We start from the raw sequence: 18241 nt of genomic DNA on the forward strand, positions 1-18241 counted from the left end.
GTTTATGATTTATAATTCTAATCCCCCCCCTTTTTCATCCTTTCTCCTTTTTAGATTTTCTAAAAAGAGATATTGACGAAATGATCGATTCCGTCTTTGACGATGATAGCATCGATACAGAAGGCGGAATCGATTCTATTTTGTTTTATGTAAACTTCTGCTGAACGAATTATTCTTTTTAATTTTGAAGGCGTTATATTAAAAATGGGTTCAAATGTTTTACCACTTTTGACTTCAATAAAATGAAAAACATCGTCTTTAAATGCGATAATGTCAATTTCCCCAAATTTTGTATAAAAATTTCTTTCAATAATTTTATAACCTTTATTTTTAAGATATTCGCAAGCTTTTTTTTCTGCTATACTGCCTATTTTACGTGTATTCATTGAAAATCTTTATGTGTTTTTGAGGGATTTTTGTTATTTTTCCATTTTTAATGAACGCTACGTTTACTTCCAGTTCAAATATCTTTTTTTCGTCTTTAAAAATTTCCTGATATATGTTAACCCTAATTTTTGTGTAGTTTAAGATTTTGGTTTTTATTTCGATAATATCTCCAAGCTTTGCGGATGAGATATATTTTGCTTTTAAATCCGTTACAACATATCCTTCATTTTCAAAAAATATGTTGTGTTTAAAAAATATTTCGCTTCTTGCCTGTTCACAGAATTTTATATATTCAGTATGATATACAATTCCCCCGGCGTCTGTAGAATCATAATAAATTCTTTTTTTCATTCTTAATCCTTTCAATGATATAATTCTATCAAAAAGGTCTTAATTGTATGATGTAATAATTCTGGGCGGCGGAGCCGGTGGTCTTTTTTTAGCGGATTTTTTAAGGGGTAAAAAAGTTTTAATAGTAGAACATAATTCAAAAACCGGTGAAAAAATCAAAATTAGCGGCGGCGGTAAATGTAATATCACCAATAAAAGAGTTGGTTTTGAAAATTACTACCCAAAAAGCGAGTTTGTAAAAAAAGCCCTTCAAAAGGCAGATAATAAAATGCTCTTAAAATGGATCAAAAACAAAGGATTGAAAGTTTATGAGCTAAAAAAGGGGCAGTATTTTTTTAAAAGTTCCGAAGATATATTAAACGCTTTAAAGCCAAAATGCGATGTTTTGTTAAATACGGAAATAATAGACGTGAAAGAAGGCTTCAATGTAATTACCGATAAGGGTGTGTTTAAAGCCAAAAATGTTGTAGTGGCGCTCGGCGGTAAAAGTTTTAAAAAGCTCGGGGCAAGTGAGAAGGGGTATGAAATAGCGGAAAAATTCGGTCATAAAATCAAACCTTTAAAACCGGCATTGGTAGGGTTGAGTGTTCAGCCAAGCGAAGCTTGGTTTAAAAAACTAAGCGGCATATCTTTTAAAGCGTCGGTGTCGGTTAATGATAAAACATTTGTTCAAAACATTCTGTTTTCCCACAGAGGGATTACGGGACCCGCTATTTTAAATGCTTCTTTATACTGGGAGAGGGGTAAGATAAAGATCGATTTTTTAGCCGGAAAGAAGGTTGAAGATTTTTTAAAAAACAGACATAAGCAAATAATCTCTCAATTGCCGCTTCCGAAAGCTTTTATAAAAGAGTTTTTAAATCATATTTCCGTCAAGGACAAAAAAGTTATGTTTTTAAGCAAAAAAGAGATTGAAAATCTTAAACTTTTGGAAAATTATGAGTTTGCACCTGCCGGAACATTCGGATTTGAAAGGGCGGAAGTAACCAAAGGAGGTGTAGATACGGAAGAAATAAACGAATTTATGGAATCCAGAAAAGTAAAAGGACTTTATTTTATAGGAGAGGTTTTGGATGTTACGGGTGAACTTGGAGGATATAATTTTCAGTGGGCGTTCAGCAGTGCTTATTCTGCTTTTTTGGGTTTGAGTTTATAATGTTCGAGTTTTAATGTAAGATCGATGTTTTCTTTGTTTTTGATGAAATCTATAGGAAAATAAACCCTTAATACGGATTTGTAGTTTTTAAGAGCGTCGATAAAATCGTAGAAATTTTTAGGTGATTTTATTTTTGAAGTCATTATATATGTTGTTTTTATAAAATCTCTTTTATATTCGGTTGAGTTAACCTCTTTTATCGATGATACACTCATATATTTTGAAGCAAACAATTTAAAATTATTTTCATCAAAATCTCTTTTTAAAGCGTTTATTATTTTTCTGTTAGAATTTTGCAGTTTTTTCAGTTCTGTTAGTTTTTCTTTGTATTGGTTTGTTGTGATTTCTAAAGTATATTTAGTTTGATAATACTCTTTTTTTGATTTTTTAAAAGAGTTAATGGCAGGTGAGATTATAAAAGCTATAAAAACAAGTGTCAATATTATAAAAAATGTAAAAAAAAGGAAATTTTTAATAACATCGATTCCATAAATTTTTACTTTAGGTATTTTTAAAGAAATTTTTGGTTTTTTCATTGTTTTTCTTTCAGATAATTTTCTGATTTGAATTTATACCATCCGTTGCTCATTTGATAAAAATAAGTTTTTGTTTCTGTAAATATGGATTCAAGAGGAGGTAACATAAGCATATTGTATATATCCTGTGTTGGTGTTACACCATAAATTATAAGCTTATTTTTATCAAATGAAATACTGCTTAATGTAATTGGGTCTGGAATTAAATCAAGCAGGTTTTTAATGCTGTCTTTCATAAGAGAGTTTTTAACCATTATATCTTCATAAAGAGTTTTTTGTTTGTAAATAAACTGCTTTTGAGAATCTATTTTTGCAATTTTTTGTTTTAACGCAATTATTTCTTTGTTAAAAGATTCAATGTCTTTGTTGTAAAGAATTGTTTTAATTTCAAGAAACAAAGCAAAAGAAATATACAAAACAACTGAAATTGTTATAAAGACAAGCCATAGTTTTGTATCTTCTTTTAATAATGGCTTTGGTTTTGGCGTTGTGAAACTATACATTTTTCCTGCTTATTTCATTTAATGTTTTTAAAATGTTAATTTTATTTAAAGAACTTTCAATAAATATTTCATCATTAATCATTTCGGTTATATTTTCTTCTATACCTATGGTATCAAAAATAAAAATTTTTTCAATAAAGTCACCGCCGTTTTCATAATATTCTTTTAAAGCAGTTTTTACATGATCAATTATTTTGGATTCAATATTTAAATGTTCGATGTTTTCATTTTCTTCTATTTCCGGTTCTTCAATGTTTTCGATATCTTCATCGAGGGTTTCATCAAAATCTTCCACAATATCCATATCACTTATATCTTCAATATCTTCTTCTTCGTTTGTCTGTTCTTCTTTCGTATCGAAAATATCACCGAAAACCGGAATGTGATCTTGGTATATGAGAATATAAGAAAATTCTTCTGTGGATAAAATATATAAAGAGTTGTGTCTGAGAGTTGAGTTTTGATCTATTATTGCAAAAACGGAATATAGAAAATCAATAAAAGGATACTCTTTTTTTATTTCCATAAGTTCGTATAATGTTGTGTAAAATGAGTATTTATTATTAATACAGACAATTTTTATGTTTTCAATATCTATTCCGACTTCTTTATATTTGTGTTTGTCACAAGAAGGAACTATACCCTGATTTTGTGAAGCTATGAATGAAGACACATAAGTTTGAGGGTTGTCTTCTATTACTGCATCTATGTATTGTTTTAAATCTTTTTTATTCTCAAACTCTTTTGTTTCGCTGAAAATTATTTTATTTTTTTTATATTGTTCGTTTAAGAGTTTATATTTTCCTTCAGTTTTATAAAACGCTATAAGGTTTGGCTTAAATATTAAATTTTTCAAGAACATAGCGGATGTGCCTTCAGGTAATTTTGAAGTTTTAATGAATTACTGAGTTTTGTATATATTTGTGTGGTTGATATAAATTCATGTCCTAGAAGTTCACTTACATCGTTTATCCTCGCCCCGTTTTGGAGCATATAAGTTGCAAACGAGTGTCTCAACTGGTGTGGAGTTACGTGGATTCCATGCTTTTTGAACGCTTTTTGAATTAAATACCTTATTTTGTCTGCACCTAAAGGAATGCCTTCTTTTTCAAAAAGAAAATCTTTTTTTGGATGTGTTTCAAGGTATTTGTCAATAAATTCTTTTAATTTAGGATGTAAAGGAAGTATCCTTGTTTTTGCGCCTTTCCCCCTTATCTCTATCCATTCGCCTTTAATGTCACTAAGTTTTATTCCCGCCGCCTCACTGATACGAAGTCCCAGTGAAAAAATAACTATAATAGCCAGATATTCATCCATTGTGGCTGACTGGAGGGCTTTTTTGATATGTTCCATACTTACGGGTTTAGGCAGGGTTTTTGGAACTTTTATGTGTTCATCTCCTACAATTTTAAATTTATGACCTTCAGTTTCCAAAAATTCAAAAAAACTTCTAAGGGCTGAAACTTTTTTGGCTATTGTTTTTTTGTTGAGGTTTGCTATATGAAGTCTGTAAGGGGTGATGTCTATAATGTTGTGTTCTATTTCTATAAAGTTAATTGCTTCATTTAGGACTATTTCATATGTTTTATAAGTGTTTGGGGATTTAGTTTTTTTAACAAAGCCAAGGAATTTTTTAATCTCTTTTTGCAAAAACTTTTTCATAAATTTTTTTTGCCTTTTCGTATTGTTGTTTTGCTTTTGATTTAAGTTCGTCACTTATCAAAAGAGACGGCTTTAAATTTCTGTATTCGTCCAACAGAATTTCAAGCATTATTTTAACTTTTTGCCGCTCTTTATCGGTTAAGTTTTCTTTATTTGCTATATTTTCTATTTCTTTAAAATATCTGTTTGCGTCATTTAAAAAATTTTCCCACTCTTTTGCAATTTGTGATTGAGTATAAACGGTAAAAGCCATTCTATTATACGGATCTAATATATAAGCTTCTTTAGCTTTTTCATATGCTTTGTTGTATTCTCCGTTTTCAAAATAATACCTCGCCTCCAATGAAAGGCGGTATGAATCGTTAAGCATAAAATATAGCACAAATCCGATAATAATTATACCAAGAAAAAAGAGTAACTTTTTTATATTACCTCCCCTTTTAGTGTGTGTTTGTTAGCCTCTGTTATTTTAACATCGACAATTTCGCCCAAGTATTTATCATTTTCAGGTATTTTAACCGTAAAAAAGTTATCACTTTTGCCCATTCCGGGCTCTTCAATTAAAACTTTATAAATTTTGCCTATTTGATTTTTTGCAATTTCATCAAGTATTTCGCCGTGTCTTTTTTGCAGTCTTAAAAGTCTTTCTTTTGCAATTTGTTTATCTACCTGATTAGGCATTTGGGCAGCTTCGGTTAGGGGTCTTGGCGAATAAACAAAACTGAAAATCTGCTCAAACCTTACTTTTTCCAATACTTCCATTGTCTCTTCAAAATCTTTTTCACTCTCACCAGGGAATCCTACAATAATGTCAGTAGTAATGCTGACATCAGGAATTTGTCTTATTATTTCACACCTGTTTAAAAACCACTCTTTTGTATATCCTCTTCTCATAGCTTTAAGTATTTTGCTGCTGCCGCTTTGAAGAGGAAAATGAATATGTTTGCAGATTTTGGGATTGTTTGCGAATTCGTCTAAAAACCTATCGTCGGCATGCAGGGGATGAGGGGATGTGAATCTTATTCTTTCTATTCCTTCAATTTTACTTACTTCCCTCAAAAGATCCGTAAAATCTACTTTAGGATGCTCTACACTGAATCTTTTTCCGTAGTTATTTACGTTTTGTCCAAGAAGAGTTATCTCTTTTACGCCTTCTTGGGCTAAATTTTGGATTTGTTTAATTATTAAATCCATCGGAATTGAGAGTTCTTTCCCTCTTGTTTTTGGAACTATGCAGAATGAACATTTTTTATCGCATCCGACCATTATGTTTACGAAATCTTTATAAGGGTTTTTTCTTGTGTTTTTAAAAATATATGTGGTGTCATCATAATCTATATCCGTAATTACCGCTTTTGGTGTGTTCAGGGCTTCTTTTATGCGGCTGACATTCCTGGCACCCAAAACGAAACTAACATAAGGGGCTCTTTTTATAATTTCCTCACCCATATGAGAAGCCGTGCATCCGCAAACACCGAATTTTGCATCTGGGTTTTTCTTTTTAAGAGCACCGAGTTCCGAAAAAAGTTTAGCAACCGGTTTTTCCCTCACCGAGCAGGTGTTAAGAAGGATTAAATCCGCCTCTTGCGGATTTTGGGTAGTTTTGTATTCGTCTGATAGTTCTGCTATGATGTGTTCGGAGTCTTTAACGTTCATCTGACATCCGAACGTTTCTATGTAGAGTTTTTTCAAGTTTGACCTTAAATTATGTGAAGTTCATACATATACGCGCCTTCGTCAAGGCCGTATTTTACTTCTCTGAAATAAACGGAATATCCATCATTTTCAAGTTTGTCTATTAAATCTTTAAGATCTTTGTATGAAGTGTCTTTGTGAAAATAAAAGAATGAATTCGGCTTTATCTCTTTTAAAAACTCTTCATAACTTTTTTCTATGATGTTATTATCAGTGCTGATAAGTTTTAAAGTCATTGTAATCCTTTTATTATTATTTTAGCAAAAATTTTTGTAAAATTATAACTAAAAAAGTGGGTAGTATGTAGTGAGTGGTATGTGGTTTTTCAATATGTTATTTTATAACCGCCTACTATCACTGCCCACTACTAACTAAAAAAGGAAAAACGTGGAAAAAGTATTAGATTTATTATCACTTGTAGCTAATGAAAAAGGGCTTGATTTTGATGAAGTAAAAGAGGCGTTCAAACGCTCTATCATTAAAACCGCCAAAAAAGTTTTAGGCGATATTGACGTTGAGGTTGATATTGAAAACGGAGAGCTTAAAATTTATCAGATTTTTGAGGTTAGAAACGACGATGTGGCTTTGGAAGAACCTGAGAAGTATTTTTATCTTGACGAAGCAAGAGAGTTTGACCCTAATGCGCAAATAGGGGATAAGCTGAAAGTTGAACTCGACCTTGGTAAACTCGGAAGAAGCGGTGCAATGGCCCTTCAAAGGGAGTTTGAAAGAGAGATTACAAGACTTCTTGAAAATGAAATTTACAGAAAACTTATCTCAAAACTCAATACTATAGTAAGCGGTGAAGTTATAAAAGTGGATTCGGAAGAAAACACGTGGGTGGAACTTGACGGCGTTAAAGGCGTATTGCCTATGAGAAACAGAATAAAAGGTGAAAGATTTGAAGTAGGCGATGTTTTAAAGGCCCTTTTAAAATATGTGCATTTCGATACAAACAGGGGTATTACGATTGAGCTTAGCAGAACGAACCCTAAATTTTTGGAAAAACTCATAGAATCTGCGGTTCCGGAAGTAAGGGACGGAATTATTAAAATACACACAAGTGCGAGAATTCCTGGTGTTAGAAGTAAAGTGGCGGTAAGTTCGCTCAATCCTAAAGTTGAACCAATCGGAACGATAATCGGTAAAAACGGGGTTAGAATCAATGCCGTTTCAAATGAATTAAACGGGGAAAACATTGACGTAATAGAGTATTCTCCAAAACCTGAAATTTTCATTGCCCGTGCCCTTTCACCGGCAATAGTTAAAAATGTTCATGTAGATGAGGATAAAGCGCTTGCTGTTGTAGAAGTTGACCCTGACCAGAAAGCAAAAGCAATAGGTAAAAACGGAATAAACATTACGCTTGCCGGAATGCTTACAAAATACAAAATCGAACTTAAAGACGCGGAAGAAAAATCAAAAGACACAAGTAAACTTGAAAACTTGTTTAAAATATAAGGAAATTAATGCGTTATTTTTATGTTTCTTTCATAATAGCAGCGATAGGACTTGGGCTTTCTTTTTTTATTGATGGCTGGAGTGCCGTTTATCTGACGGCGATTTTAGCTATTTTGGAAGTTAGCCTTTCTTTTGATAACGCTGTTGTTAATGCAAAAATTTTAAAAGATATGGATAAAGTGTGGGAGAGAAGATTTTTAACATGGGGAATGGTAATTGCCGTTTTTGGAATGCGGTTTATTTTCCCCATATTAATAGTTGCAATTGCTGCAAATATTGGAATTATAGAGACATTAAACATAGCAATAAACCATCCAGAGCAGTATCATGAAGTTTTACTTAAAAGTGAAAATCTGATTTATGCATTCGGTGGTGCGTTTTTGTGGCTTGTATTTACAGATTTTTTATTTGAGCAAAAAGAGGTTAGATGGATAAAACCTGTAGAAAGATATGCCGAAAAACTGGGTCGGGTAAATAATATTTCGTTAATCGTAGCCACGATAATCGGAATTATTGTAATTTATGATTCTAGATCGTATGAAATAGGGATTGCATATCTTCTTGGAATGCTTACATATTCCCTGCTTAATGGAATTAACGAGGCATTTGCCGTAGAAGGTGCCAAAAACGGGCTTATGGGATTTTTGTATCTTGAAATACTTGATGCAAGTTTTAGTTTTGATGGTGTGATAGGTGCTTTTGCAATTACCGGAAATATATTTATAATTATGATAGGGCTTGGAATCGGGGCAATGTTTGTAAGAAGCCTTACGATATGGATGGTTGAAAAAGGCGTTTTAAGTGAATACAAATACTTAGAGCACGGGGCTCATTACGCAATAGGGGTGCTCGCGGTTATTATGCTTTTAAAAATTTTTATGCATATTGGTGAAGTGCTTACCGGGACAATCGGGCTTGGGCTTCTTATAGTTGCATTTTTACATTCCAAATACGAAAATCAGTAGATTATTTTAATTTCTTCTTGAAGTTTAATTCCAAAATGTTCAAAAACCCTTTTTTTGGCTTCTTTGATTAGATTAACCATATCTTCAAAAGTTCCGTCTCCTGTATTTACGAAAAAATTGGCATGAATTTCGCTTACTTTCACACCGCCTATTTGCATCCCTTTCATTCCGACTGCTTCGATTAATCTTCCGGCATAATCGTTTTTGGGGTTTTTGAAAACACTCCCTAAGCTTGGTTCTTTAGGCTGGTTTGAGCGCATTTTTTTAAGTTCTTCGTCAAGAATTAAATCAAATCCTTCTTTAATTTCAAAAACGGCTTCAAAAACAGGCTCATTTATGTCTGAATATCTGTAATTAAACTCAAATTCTTTTTTTTCTTTTATGCCGCTTAATGTTTTTAGCGCCAACAGATTGTTTGAAATTTCATACTTTTTAACGCCGGCGTTCATTTTTATGCTTCCGCCTATGCTTCCGGGAAGCTTGCTTAAGAATTCAAATCCTCCGATATTGTGCTTTTTGCAAAAATTGTAAAATACTTGATTGTTGGTTTTTGCTCCGACATAAAGATATCCGTTTTTGATTTTTATATATTTGTATCTGTCGTCTAAAACGGCTAAATTGTTAGCATTTGGAGAAATAAGGGTGTTTGTAGCTTTACCTATTAAAATTTCATTGTTATAGTTTTGATCGCTGATTAATTTTACTTTTGTTTTGGGTCCTATTTTGATACTTGAATATTTTGAAAAATCAATGATTTTATAACTTTTTGTATTCAAATTTTACCTCTACCTAAGAAAAGTAGGAATAAGTTTAAACACATACGTTGTAAAGTCAATCATTTCATTTAGCATCCACGGCATCGTAAAAATAAGAACCACGGCTATTGCCAGAATTTTCGGAACGAAACTTAAAGTCATTTCATTTATTTGAGTCGTTGCCTGAAAAATCGAAATCAATAAACCTATAATCATTCCCACTAGTAATGCAGGTAAGGCCAATAAAAGCGCAAGTTTAAGTGTCTGAACCGCAAGAGCTATGATTTCAGATTGCAATGTTTACTCCTAATACTTTCATAACAGCTTCATCTACTTGTTTCATTTCTTCATCTGTAAGTTTTGTAACAAGCCCTTTTGAAAAAATGATTTTCCCTGTTGATATTATACCAATTGCGGTGGCTACTATTTCGCTGTCTTTACTCATTAAATCCCTTTTTTTAATCAAAATCCTGTAATCACCGCCCAATATCTGTCCAGAAAGCGGTAATACCACGACAGTGTGATACAAGCCCTCAAAACATGCTTTATTCAAATAATCGTTTTGATAAATTAGGAATGGTCTTATTTTGGCGCTTTGGGTCAGTTTTGCAAAATAAATGTCACCTCTTTTGAATTCCGGAACTTTTTCCCCTTTAAATTCACCCTCAAAAAAATCAATATAACTTGCCCTTTGCGTTCTTGGCTTGCATTTTAGTGCCAGTTCGTTTCTTTTAAGCCACTCTTGATATTTAACGTTTTTCATTTTTCATTAAATCTAAGATTTTTATACTCTTTTGGAATCATATATTCCCTTATGTCTTTTATTTGTGGAATCAAACCGGCTTTATAGCCTATTTCATACAGTTTATTAATTGCATTTATCTGTTCATCATCAAGGGATATGGATTTGTCGTTTGCGTAAAGAGATAAGTATTTGTCAAGTGTTTTGCTATCTACCCTTACCAGATTCCTTTCAAGAAGCATATTGGCTAAAATATGTTTGTGTCTGTTTGCAACATCAACGGCTTTTGTCAAAATATCCTCAAGTTCTATTGCATCGAGCAGAGGTATTGACCTTCTTATAGCCATTCCTCCAAGAGGTAGGGGAATTTCACCGGCAAGTTCACGCCATATGTCCCAAAGTTCTTTTTCAACTTCCAGTCTTTCATCAAATGTTAATATACTTTCATGTATTAATACCCCGGCATCAACTTCGCCGTTTAAAACGGCATTTTCAATTTCAAGGAAATTTTTGTAAATAATTTTAGCTTTTGGGTAAGCAATTTTAAAAATAAGTGCATTTGTTGTATATTCACCGCTTAGGGCTACTTTAAAATTGGGCTTTAATTTTTTACCATTTAATTTGACAATTTTAGGACCATAGCCATACCCAAAACTTACAGCTGTTTTTAGCAGGGCATATTCATTTTTTATGAAAGGATATACACCAAAACTTATAGCAGTTATATCATATATGTTTTTTAGGGCTTTTTGATTTAGTGTTTCAATATCTTCCGCAATGTTTTTAAAATTATATTTGTTATTGCTTATCCAACCAAATTTAATAGCATAATACATAAAAATATCATCTGCATCTGGTGAGTGGGCAATTGTTAGATTTTTCATAAATATTACACCTTTTTTTGAAAATTATATCATAATGCTGTTTTTTGATTATAAAAACTTTTACTAAACAATAAATAATAGTATAATTGATATTATCTGTTAAAAAGGATGAAAAGTGAGAGGGGCGGAACTTTTTAAAAATAAAATTATTAAAATTAATTTTCTATCTATATTTTCAATTATAATATTTTTTGCAATTATTAGTTTCGCCGTTGTATATTTTATTATACAAACCTCTTTAAATTCAGAGATCGAATATACTAAAAAAGAATTCATAAACACTAAAAAAACCATTATAAAAAACCAAGTTGATAATTTGATTAATTACATAAACCAAATAAATATAAAAGAAAATAGAAAATATTTAAACAAACTTCAAGAAAGTTTGTCTTTTCTTGTGTCAATTTTAAAAAAAGAGTCTCCTCAAAATTTTGATTATATATTAACTCAATTTGCCAAAAAACATCCTGAATTTATAATAGTAATGGGTGATATTAAAGGTGATAAAATATTTGCAAAGTTTAATAAATACGAAAAATTAAAAAAGAATCTGTTTTTTAAAGAACTGAAAGATAAATTAATTAAAAGAGGTAATTTTTTTATTTTGAAAACTTCAAAAGGAGTTTTGTATATAAAAGGGACAACATTTGTTAATGAATTAGATACAAAAGAGTATTTTATGACTATTGCTGTTTTAAAAGCATCAATTGACAAAAACATTAAACATTCCGTAATTGAAATGGTAGATAAAGTTAAGTTCGTATTTAATAATGGTTATATAACAATAATAGAAATTTTAAATATAAAAGATAAAATCGGTAAATTTGTTGCAGTTCCTATAAAACCGGAATTGGAAGGTAAATATATAACTGAGGTGATAAAGTCAAAAGATCGTCTTCAAAAAATTAAATTATGTTTTAAATCTATAATTAAAAAAAGAGAAGGATTTTTAAACTGCTTTGAATTTAATAATAAATTAAACAATAAATATAGTGCGAAAGTTTCTTTTTTAAAATATTATAAGCCATTTAACTGGATGATAATTGGTGAGGTTTATATCAATGAAATAAATACATTAATTTTGAACAAAAAGAAACAAATAAAACAAGAATTACAAAATATTTTTATTTTTTATATAATAATTTCAATATTATTTTTAATTGTAGTTTTTTTATTTACAAAATACGAAAATAAATTGCTATCATCCATAATAGATAATTATGAGAATAAAATTCAAACGAAAAACGAGAAATTAAAAACATTAAATAGTAATCTGCAAAAAGAAGTTGACAAAAAAACGCAAGAACTTTTAGAAAACTTTTTAATTGATTCTCTAACAGGGCTTCCGAACAGGGAAAAACTTATTTCCGATCTTAAAAAATATAAATATGTTGCAATATTGAATATAGATTACTTTAAAGAAATTAATGATTTTTACGGCTTAGAAATAGGTGATGAAGTTTTATGTAAAGTTGGTGAAATGTTAAATAATTTCGGCAAGGTGTATAAATTGCCTGCGGATGAGTTTGCTTTTGTTGATAAAGATTTGAATAAACTTGAAAAAAGAGTGCAAACAGCTATAAAAAAAATAGAAACATATAAATTTGTAGTTGATGATGGAACTGAAATAGAAATAACAATGAGTGCTGGAATGGGTGAAAGTTTAATAGAAGCGGAAATGGCTTTAAAATATGCAAAAAGTGATAAAACTAAAAAAATAGTGATTTATAATGATAGTTTGCCAATTGTTAAGGAATTTGAAAACAATATAAAATGGAAAAATATTTTAAAAAAAGCAATTAAAGAAGATAAAATAATTCCTTTTGTGCAGCCAATAGTGAATAGTAAAACTTTTAAAACAGAAAAGTATGAGTGTTTAATGAGAATAGAATATGATGGAACAATTTATACCCCATATTATTTTTTGGAAATTTCTAAAAAAACAGGACAATATTTCGATCTTCAAAAGATAATGATTGAAAAATGTTTTCAAAAATTTAGTAAATTAAATTATAAATTTTCAATAAATTTATCAGCGTTTGAACTTTCAAATGAACAATTTAGAAAATTTTTGATTGAAAAAATTGACGAATATAATGTTGCGGAAAAATTAATAATTGAAATTTTGGAAGATGAAGAGTTACATAATGAAGAGTTGATGGGTTATTTAATATTTTTACATAATATTGATATTGAATTTGCAATAGATGATTTTGGAAGCGGACATAGTAATTTAGCATATTTAATAACTAAGCTTCCTGTTTCGATACTAAAAATCGATGGTAGTTTAATAAAAAATATTGAATACAATATAAATAATTATAAACTTGTAAAAGCATTAACAAATATGGCTAAAATATTTAAATTGTCAGTGGTGGCGGAATTTGTTGAAAACGAAAAAATTGCTGAAATTCTTAAAGAATTGGGGGTTGATTATCTTCAAGGGTATTATTTTAGTAAACCCAAAAATATTGACGAAATCTAAATAATTTATTAAAAAATAATATATCAACATTTGATATAATTGCATAATATTTATAAAAAGGATTTATATGGATGCGAATAAGCAAAAAGCACTCGAACTTGCAATGAAACAGATTGACAAGCAGTTCGGAAAAGGCTCTTTGGTTAAGCTTAGTGATAAGGAAATAGAACCGATCGCAGCAATTCCTACAGGAAGTTTTGGGCTTGATCTGGCGCTTGGAATCGGTGGTATTCCAAAAGGTAGAATTACTGAAATTTATGGACCGGAAAGTAGTGGTAAAACTACTTTGGCTCTTTCAATTATAGCTCAGGCTCAAAAACAGGGCGGTATTGCCGCATTTATAGATGCGGAGCACGCACTTGACGTTATTTATGCAAAACATATTGGTGTAGATGTTGATAACCTTTTAGTTTCACAACCTGATTATGGTGAGCAGGCTCTTGAAATAGTTGAAACGCTTGCAAGAAGTGGTGCTGTTGATATTATAGTTATAGACTCAGTAGCCGCACTTACACCAAAAGCAGAAATTGAAGGAAACATGGGGGATGCTCAGGTTGGTGTTCAGGCTAGACTTATGTCTCAGGCTTTAAGAAAACTGACTGCCGCTATTCATAAAATGAACACTACCGTTGTATTTATCAACCAGATAAGAATGAAAATAGGAATGATGGGATACGGAAGCCCGGAAACGACTACAGGCGGTAATGCACTGAAATTCTATTCGTCTGTAAGACTTGATGTTAGAAGAATAGCGACTCTTAAACAGGCGGATAAAGAAGTCGGAAACAGAGTAAAAGTAAAAGTCGTTAAAAATAAAGTAGCGCCTCCATTTAGAATTGCCGAATTTGACATTATGTTTGGAAAAGGTATAAGTAGAGAAGGTGAGCTTTTGGATTATGGTGTAAAACTTGACATAATTGATAAAAGTGGGGCGTGGTTTAGTTACGGCGCTACAAGACTTGGCCAAGGAAAAGAAAACGCAAAAGAATATTTAAAAACACATCCGGAACTTGCCCAGGAAATTGAAGAAAAAATCAAAGACGCTTTAGGCGTAGAACTTTCACATATGATTGAAGCAATAGAAAAAAATGAAGACGAATTAAATTTAAAAGGAGAGTAAATGGTATTTATTGAAGACATATTTGCTGATGAGGTTTTGGATTCAAGGGGAAATCCTACGGTTAGAGCCACTGTAACTTTAAGTGATGGAAGCAGAGCAAGTGCAATTGTTCCAAGCGGTGCTAGCACAGGTGTAAACGAAGCTCTTGAACTTAGAGATGGAGGTGATAGATTTCTTGGCAAAGGCGTTCTTAAAGCATGCGAAAATGTAAATACGTTAATTGCTAACGAATTAATCGGAATGAGTCCTTATGATCAGGCTGAAATTGATAATGTAATGTTGGAATTAGACGGGACTGATAATAAATCAAAACTTGGGGCTAATGCTATTTTAGGTGTTTCTATGGCAGTGGCAAGAGCTGCGGCAAATTCACTTAATATGCCGCTTTTTAGATATTTGGGTGGTGCGAATGCACTTGTTCTTCCGACCCCTATGTTAAACATTATAAACGGCGGAGCACATGCGGATAATGATGTGGACTTACAGGAATATATGATTATGCCAACAGGTTTTGAGGATTTTGCAGAAGCTCTTAGAGCCAGCAGCGAAATATATCATACATTAAAAAAACTTCTTGTAGAGGACGGGCATAATACTGCACTTGGTGATGAGGGTGGATTTGCGCCAAATTTCAAAAACAACGAAGAGCCAATTGAGTATATTATTAAAGCTATTGAAAAAGCCGGATATAAGCCTGGTGAACAAATTACAATAGCGCTTGATGCAGCAAGCAGTGAGTTTTATAAAGACGGAAAATATGTTTTGGCCGGTGAAAATAAAACATTAAGTGCAGAAGAATTAGTTGATTATTATGCTTATCTTTGCGATAAGTATCCGATTGTTTCAATTGAAGATGGTGTTGCTGAAGAAGACTGGGAAGGATGGAAAATTCTTACTGATAAACTTGGTAATAAAATTCAGCTTGTAGGTGACGATTTGTTTGTTACAAACAAAAAAATTCTTCAAAAAGGTATCGAACTTGGCGTTGCGAACGCAATTTTAATTAAACCTAACCAAATCGGAACCGTTAGTGAGACTATGCAGACGGTTAGACTTGCTCAAAGAAACAATTACAAAACCGTAATGAGCCACAGAAGCGGTGAGAGTGAAGATGCGTTTATTGCAGATTTTGCGGTTGCGTTAAATTGTGGGGAAATCAAAACGGGTGCACCTGCAAGAGGTGAAAGAAACGCAAAATATAATAGGCTTCTTGAAATTGCAAGAAGTATCGCCGGTGCAGAATACATCGGAAAAGATCTATTTTAATCGATGAGAGGTCTTTCCTTTTCATCGGAGTTAATTGATGATTGATTTTGACGATTTACATCAACAAAGAAAAATAGACTATAAAATTATTATTGTAATAATAGCTGCTTTTTTATTTGCATTTTATATATATGATCTTCTTTTTGGAAGCAGATCGTATATGAGACTTTTGGATTTACAAAACGAATATAAATCTTTACAAACTCATGTTGGAAATTTAAAGAAAAAAAACGAAAAGCTTCAAAAAGAGTATTTTGAATTAAAAGAATTACAAGGTGGAGAGTGAAAAAATTACTATTTTTATTTATTTGCACTTTTTTATTTGCCAGAATCAATCCTTTTGAACCTGTAATAAAACCACAAAATACAATTGTTATTAACCCTCAATATTTTAAAGAAACAAAAGTAACGCTTCCGAGTGATGCAAGAATTCTTAAAAAAATTGTGTTTGTTTATCAAAGCGTAAGCGGTGATGTTAAACAAAAAGAAGTGCAAATAAATAAACATATAGATTTTCATAAACCGATTTATATTTCCCATAAACCGCAAAATTTTCCAATGGAAGAATTGAATTTTTTAAATCTGTTTACTATGTATATAAAAAATAAAAAAATTTTTATTCAAACAAAAGATAAATTACTCAGGCATTTTTTTCTTGTGAAACCTTTTAGGATAGTTTTAGACTTCAAAAAAGATGCGGATTTTTTAACGATTAAAAAATTTTTGAAAAAATCGTTTATAAAAAAAGTAATAGTAGGAAATCACAACGGCTATTACAGAGTTGTTATTTATTTCGATGCAAAATATATGTATAAGCTTACTAAAACCAACGAAGGTATAAAAATTGAAATCCAGTAACATAATCCTCACAGGATTTATGGGAAGCGGCAAATCCACAATCGGAAGAATGCTTGCAAAAGAATTAAATACCTATTTTTTGGATACTGACATTTTAATTGAAAGTTTCGAAAACAAAACGATAAATGAAATATTTGAAAAAGAGGGTGAAGAGTCTTTTAGAAAAATGGAAAAAAAATGTTTTGAATGGATTAAAAAAAATGTAATAAATACAATAGTTTCTGTCGGCGGTGGGTTTCCGGTTTATATTCCCGAAATTAAAGAGGCGGGAAAAGTAATATATTTAAAGGTTTCTTTTGAAGATATTTTAAAAAGAATGACTGATGAAGAGATTAAAAAAAGGCCTCTTTTTCAAGATATAAAAAAGGCAAAAGAACTTTTTGAAAAAAGGGATAAAATATATTCAGATTTAGCCGATATTACAATAATCAATGATGATTTACAAAAAACGATAAAAACGATAAAGGAATATTGTGCAGGTAAATAATACAAATCTTCATACTGCTATTCAGGTTGATGTTCAAAAAAAAGCCCAAGATGTTGTTAAAAATGTATTAGGCAGTATCTTGGAAAAAACTTTTGAAAATACCAAAAAAATAGAGGAAATGGCAGCTTCATCAACAGGGAAAGGGATGAATCTAAACATTAAAGCTTAATTTTTTTGTTCTTATTTAAATAAAAACAATAAAGTTGACTTTATTTTATATGATAGTGCCAGACACTTTTATTTATGTTTGGTATAATTATAAAAATTTGATGGAGATGCAATGAGCTGGAAAGAAAAATTATTGGATTTTTATAAAAGTAGAAGTAAATATATAAAAGCCCATTTAAACGAAAAAATTGACTTTACAGATGTATATGACCCTTATATTGCAGAAAAAAAAGACAATCCGATTATGATAATTGGTGAAGCACCGGGTGCAAATGAAGTTAAATTTAAGCAGCCATTTGTCGGAAAAGCCGGAGAGAATCTTGCATATTTAATCAAACAAAGCGGTTTAAACAGAAAAAGTGATTTTTTAATTACCAACGCTTTTCCTTTCAGGACTTATGAAAACAATAAAAATAGAACTCCCAAAGCCTCTGAGTTAAAAATAGGTGCAAAATTATTAGAAAATGAAATAGAAATCGTAAAGCCAAAACTAATTTTATTACTTGGTAATTCAGCTATTAAAGCATTTTCATATATTCCATGGGCTAAGGAAGTGAGAAATTTAAATAAATGTGGGGTTTATGATATAAACGGATATAAAATAGGGGTGTGTTTCCATCCTTCACCTCTGGCATTTAACCGCCGAGATATAAGAGAATCTTTAGAAATGTTTTTTAAAAATTTAAAAACACTTATTTGACACTTTAATGCTTTACATTCATCTTAGGCTTTAATATAATAAACCAAAAAAAAGGATGAC

24 protein-coding genes are annotated in these 18241 nt (G+C 31.0%); 11 read left to right on the forward strand and 13 right to left on the reverse strand.

Going from position 1 to position 18241, the window contains the following annotated elements; translation table 11 throughout:
* Nucleotides 1-59: 59 nt before the first annotated feature.
* A complete protein-coding gene (locus tag ACYQ19_RS04945; protein ID WP_459978321.1) occupies nt 60-386 on the reverse strand; it encodes a YraN family protein in 327 nt (108 codons plus the stop codon).
* Nucleotides 373-738 carry an acyl-CoA thioesterase gene (locus tag ACYQ19_RS04950; RefSeq protein WP_459978322.1) on the reverse strand — a complete coding sequence of 122 codons (366 nt, stop codon included), beginning with the start codon at nt 736-738 and terminating at the stop codon, nt 373-375. The genes ACYQ19_RS04945 and ACYQ19_RS04950 overlap by 14 nt, the downstream gene beginning before the upstream one ends.
* Nucleotides 739-781: 43 nt before the next feature.
* Between ACYQ19_RS04950 and ACYQ19_RS04955 the strand changes: the two genes are divergently transcribed.
* Nucleotides 782-1894: a BaiN/RdsA family NAD(P)/FAD-dependent oxidoreductase gene (locus ACYQ19_RS04955; RefSeq protein ID WP_459978323.1), complete on the forward strand. Its 1113-nt coding sequence runs from the start codon at nt 782-784 to the stop codon at nt 1892-1894.
* Here the strand turns inward: ACYQ19_RS04955 and ACYQ19_RS04960 are convergent.
* Genes ACYQ19_RS04960 through ACYQ19_RS04990 form a run of 7 tightly spaced genes read right to left on the reverse strand, consistent with a single transcriptional unit; the run spans nt 1864 to nt 6526 of the window.
* Nucleotides 1864-2430 carry a hypothetical protein gene (locus ACYQ19_RS04960; protein WP_459978324.1) on the reverse strand — a complete coding sequence of 189 codons (567 nt, stop codon included), beginning with the start codon at nt 2428-2430 and terminating at the stop codon, nt 1864-1866. The genes ACYQ19_RS04955 and ACYQ19_RS04960 overlap by 31 nt on opposite strands.
* A complete protein-coding gene (locus ACYQ19_RS04965; protein WP_459978325.1) occupies nt 2427-2933 on the reverse strand; it encodes a hypothetical protein in 507 nt (168 codons plus the stop codon). Before ACYQ19_RS04965 ends, ACYQ19_RS04960 begins: the two co-directional genes overlap by 4 nt.
* Nucleotides 2926-3795: a hypothetical protein gene (locus ACYQ19_RS04970; RefSeq protein WP_459978326.1), complete on the reverse strand. Its 870-nt coding sequence runs from the start codon at nt 3793-3795 to the stop codon at nt 2926-2928. The genes ACYQ19_RS04965 and ACYQ19_RS04970 overlap by 8 nt, the downstream gene beginning before the upstream one ends.
* The gene (locus tag ACYQ19_RS04975) at nt 3786-4595 is read right to left on the reverse strand and encodes a tyrosine-type recombinase/integrase (RefSeq protein ID WP_459978327.1); all 810 of its coding nucleotides are present in this window, start codon (nt 4593-4595) and stop codon (nt 3786-3788) included. Before ACYQ19_RS04975 ends, ACYQ19_RS04970 begins: the two co-directional genes overlap by 10 nt.
* Nucleotides 4567-4965: a hypothetical protein gene (locus ACYQ19_RS04980; protein ID WP_459978328.1), complete on the reverse strand. Its 399-nt coding sequence runs from the start codon at nt 4963-4965 to the stop codon at nt 4567-4569. Before ACYQ19_RS04980 ends, ACYQ19_RS04975 begins: the two co-directional genes overlap by 29 nt.
* Nucleotides 4966-5018: 53 nt before the next feature.
* A complete protein-coding gene (gene miaB / locus ACYQ19_RS04985; protein WP_459978329.1) occupies nt 5019-6287 on the reverse strand; it encodes a tRNA (N6-isopentenyl adenosine(37)-C2)-methylthiotransferase MiaB in 1269 nt (422 codons plus the stop codon).
* 8 nt (nt 6288-6295) lie between these two features.
* A complete protein-coding gene (locus tag ACYQ19_RS04990) occupies nt 6296-6526 on the reverse strand; it encodes an HP0268 family nuclease (RefSeq protein WP_459978330.1) in 231 nt (76 codons plus the stop codon).
* A gap of 151 nt (nt 6527-6677) precedes the next feature.
* On the opposite strand from ACYQ19_RS04990, the gene nusA reads away from it, so the two are divergent.
* Both nusA and ACYQ19_RS05000 read left to right on the forward strand, forming a co-directional pair.
* The gene (gene nusA / locus ACYQ19_RS04995; protein WP_459978331.1) at nt 6678-7751 is read left to right on the forward strand and encodes a transcription termination factor NusA; all 1074 of its coding nucleotides are present in this window, start codon (nt 6678-6680) and stop codon (nt 7749-7751) included.
* A gap of 8 nt (nt 7752-7759) precedes the next feature.
* Complete coding sequence (locus ACYQ19_RS05000; protein WP_459978332.1) at nt 7760-8716, forward strand: DUF475 domain-containing protein; 957 nt, start codon at nt 7760-7762, stop codon at nt 8714-8716.
* On the opposite strand, the gene ACYQ19_RS05005 is transcribed toward ACYQ19_RS05000, so the two are convergent.
* The 4 genes from ACYQ19_RS05005 to ACYQ19_RS05020 are packed head-to-tail and all read right to left on the reverse strand — an operon-like array spanning nt 8710 to nt 11097.
* On the reverse strand, nt 8710-9492 hold the full coding sequence (locus ACYQ19_RS05005) for a UDP-N-acetylmuramate dehydrogenase (protein ID WP_459978333.1): 783 nt from the start codon (nt 9490-9492) through the stop codon (nt 8710-8712). The genes ACYQ19_RS05000 and ACYQ19_RS05005 overlap by 7 nt on opposite strands.
* 9 nt (nt 9493-9501) lie before the next feature.
* Nucleotides 9502-9768, reverse strand: a complete 267-nt coding sequence (gene fliQ / locus ACYQ19_RS05010) for a flagellar biosynthesis protein FliQ (protein ID WP_459978334.1) — start codon at nt 9766-9768, stop codon at nt 9502-9504.
* Nucleotides 9758-10234 (reverse strand): type II toxin-antitoxin system PemK/MazF family toxin, encoded by a 477-nt coding sequence (locus tag ACYQ19_RS05015; RefSeq protein ID WP_459978335.1) that lies wholly within the window; start codon nt 10232-10234, stop codon nt 9758-9760. Before ACYQ19_RS05015 ends, fliQ begins: the two co-directional genes overlap by 11 nt.
* Nucleotides 10231-11097, reverse strand: coding sequence for a menaquinone biosynthesis family protein (locus ACYQ19_RS05020; RefSeq protein ID WP_459978336.1), 867 nt, complete (start codon nt 11095-11097; stop codon nt 10231-10233). Before ACYQ19_RS05020 ends, ACYQ19_RS05015 begins: the two co-directional genes overlap by 4 nt.
* A gap of 115 nt (nt 11098-11212) precedes the next feature.
* On the opposite strand from ACYQ19_RS05020, the gene ACYQ19_RS05025 reads away from it, so the two are divergent.
* The 8 genes from ACYQ19_RS05025 to ACYQ19_RS05060 all read left to right on the forward strand — a co-directional run bounded on the left by ACYQ19_RS05025 (nt 11213) and on the right by ACYQ19_RS05060 (nt 18181).
* Nucleotides 11213-13582: an EAL domain-containing protein gene (locus ACYQ19_RS05025; protein WP_459978337.1), complete on the forward strand. Its 2370-nt coding sequence runs from the start codon at nt 11213-11215 to the stop codon at nt 13580-13582.
* A gap of 67 nt (nt 13583-13649) precedes the next feature.
* Nucleotides 13650-14702 (forward strand): recombinase RecA, encoded by a 1053-nt coding sequence (recA, locus tag ACYQ19_RS05030; protein WP_459978338.1) that lies wholly within the window; start codon nt 13650-13652, stop codon nt 14700-14702.
* Nucleotides 14703-15968, forward strand: coding sequence for a phosphopyruvate hydratase (gene eno / locus ACYQ19_RS05035; protein ID WP_459978339.1), 1266 nt, complete (start codon nt 14703-14705; stop codon nt 15966-15968). It abuts the gene before it with no gap.
* Between the two features lie 37 nt (nt 15969-16005).
* Nucleotides 16006-16254, forward strand: a complete 249-nt coding sequence (locus ACYQ19_RS05040; protein ID WP_459978340.1) for a septum formation initiator family protein — start codon at nt 16006-16008, stop codon at nt 16252-16254.
* Complete coding sequence (locus ACYQ19_RS05045) at nt 16251-16826, forward strand: AMIN domain-containing protein (protein WP_459978341.1); 576 nt, start codon at nt 16251-16253, stop codon at nt 16824-16826. Before ACYQ19_RS05040 ends, ACYQ19_RS05045 begins: the two co-directional genes overlap by 4 nt.
* Nucleotides 16813-17313 (forward strand): shikimate kinase, encoded by a 501-nt coding sequence (locus ACYQ19_RS05050; protein WP_459978342.1) that lies wholly within the window; start codon nt 16813-16815, stop codon nt 17311-17313. Before ACYQ19_RS05045 ends, ACYQ19_RS05050 begins: the two co-directional genes overlap by 14 nt.
* Entirely contained in the window at nt 17300-17482 is a 183-nt protein-coding gene (locus ACYQ19_RS05055) for a shikimate kinase (protein WP_459978343.1), read from the forward strand. The genes ACYQ19_RS05050 and ACYQ19_RS05055 overlap by 14 nt, the downstream gene beginning before the upstream one ends.
* A 111-nt stretch (nt 17483-17593) precedes the next feature.
* The gene (locus tag ACYQ19_RS05060) at nt 17594-18181 is read left to right on the forward strand and encodes a uracil-DNA glycosylase (RefSeq protein WP_459978344.1); all 588 of its coding nucleotides are present in this window, start codon (nt 17594-17596) and stop codon (nt 18179-18181) included.
* Nucleotides 18182-18241: the final 60 nt, after the last annotated feature.

The organism is Nautilia lithotrophica, from assembly GCF_054656815.1.

Excerpts from the sequence above, each read along its gene's own strand:
- ACYQ19_RS04945 (WP_459978321.1), bottom strand. The coding sequence starts at position 386 with ATGAATACACGTAAAATAGGCAGTATAGCAGAAAAAAAAGCTTGCGAA.
- ACYQ19_RS04950 (WP_459978322.1), bottom strand. The coding sequence starts at position 738 with ATGAAAAAAAGAATTTATTATGATTCTACAGACGCCGGGGGAATTGTA.
- ACYQ19_RS04960 (WP_459978324.1), bottom strand. The coding sequence starts at position 2,430 with ATGAAAAAACCAAAAATTTCTTTAAAAATACCTAAAGTAAAAATTTAT.
- ACYQ19_RS04965 (WP_459978325.1), bottom strand. The coding sequence starts at position 2,933 with ATGTATAGTTTCACAACGCCAAAACCAAAGCCATTATTAAAAGAAGAT.
- ACYQ19_RS04970 (WP_459978326.1), bottom strand. The coding sequence starts at position 3,795 with ATGTTCTTGAAAAATTTAATATTTAAGCCAAACCTTATAGCGTTTTAT.
- ACYQ19_RS04975 (WP_459978327.1), bottom strand. The coding sequence starts at position 4,595 with ATGAAAAAGTTTTTGCAAAAAGAGATTAAAAAATTCCTTGGCTTTGTT.
- ACYQ19_RS04980 (WP_459978328.1), bottom strand. The coding sequence starts at position 4,965 with ATGCTTAACGATTCATACCGCCTTTCATTGGAGGCGAGGTATTATTTT.
- ACYQ19_RS04990 (WP_459978330.1), bottom strand. The coding sequence starts at position 6,526 with ATGACTTTAAAACTTATCAGCACTGATAATAACATCATAGAAAAAAGT.
- ACYQ19_RS05000 (WP_459978332.1), top strand. The coding sequence starts at position 7,760 with ATGCGTTATTTTTATGTTTCTTTCATAATAGCAGCGATAGGACTTGGG.
- ACYQ19_RS05015 (WP_459978335.1), bottom strand. The coding sequence starts at position 10,234 with ATGAAAAACGTTAAATATCAAGAGTGGCTTAAAAGAAACGAACTGGCA.
- ACYQ19_RS05020 (WP_459978336.1), bottom strand. The coding sequence starts at position 11,097 with ATGAAAAATCTAACAATTGCCCACTCACCAGATGCAGATGATATTTTT.
- recA (WP_459978338.1), top strand. The coding sequence starts at position 13,650 with ATGGATGCGAATAAGCAAAAAGCACTCGAACTTGCAATGAAACAGATT.
- eno (WP_459978339.1), top strand. The coding sequence starts at position 14,703 with ATGGTATTTATTGAAGACATATTTGCTGATGAGGTTTTGGATTCAAGG.
- ACYQ19_RS05040 (WP_459978340.1), top strand. The coding sequence starts at position 16,006 with ATGATTGATTTTGACGATTTACATCAACAAAGAAAAATAGACTATAAA.
- ACYQ19_RS05060 (WP_459978344.1), top strand. The coding sequence starts at position 17,594 with ATGAGCTGGAAAGAAAAATTATTGGATTTTTATAAAAGTAGAAGTAAA.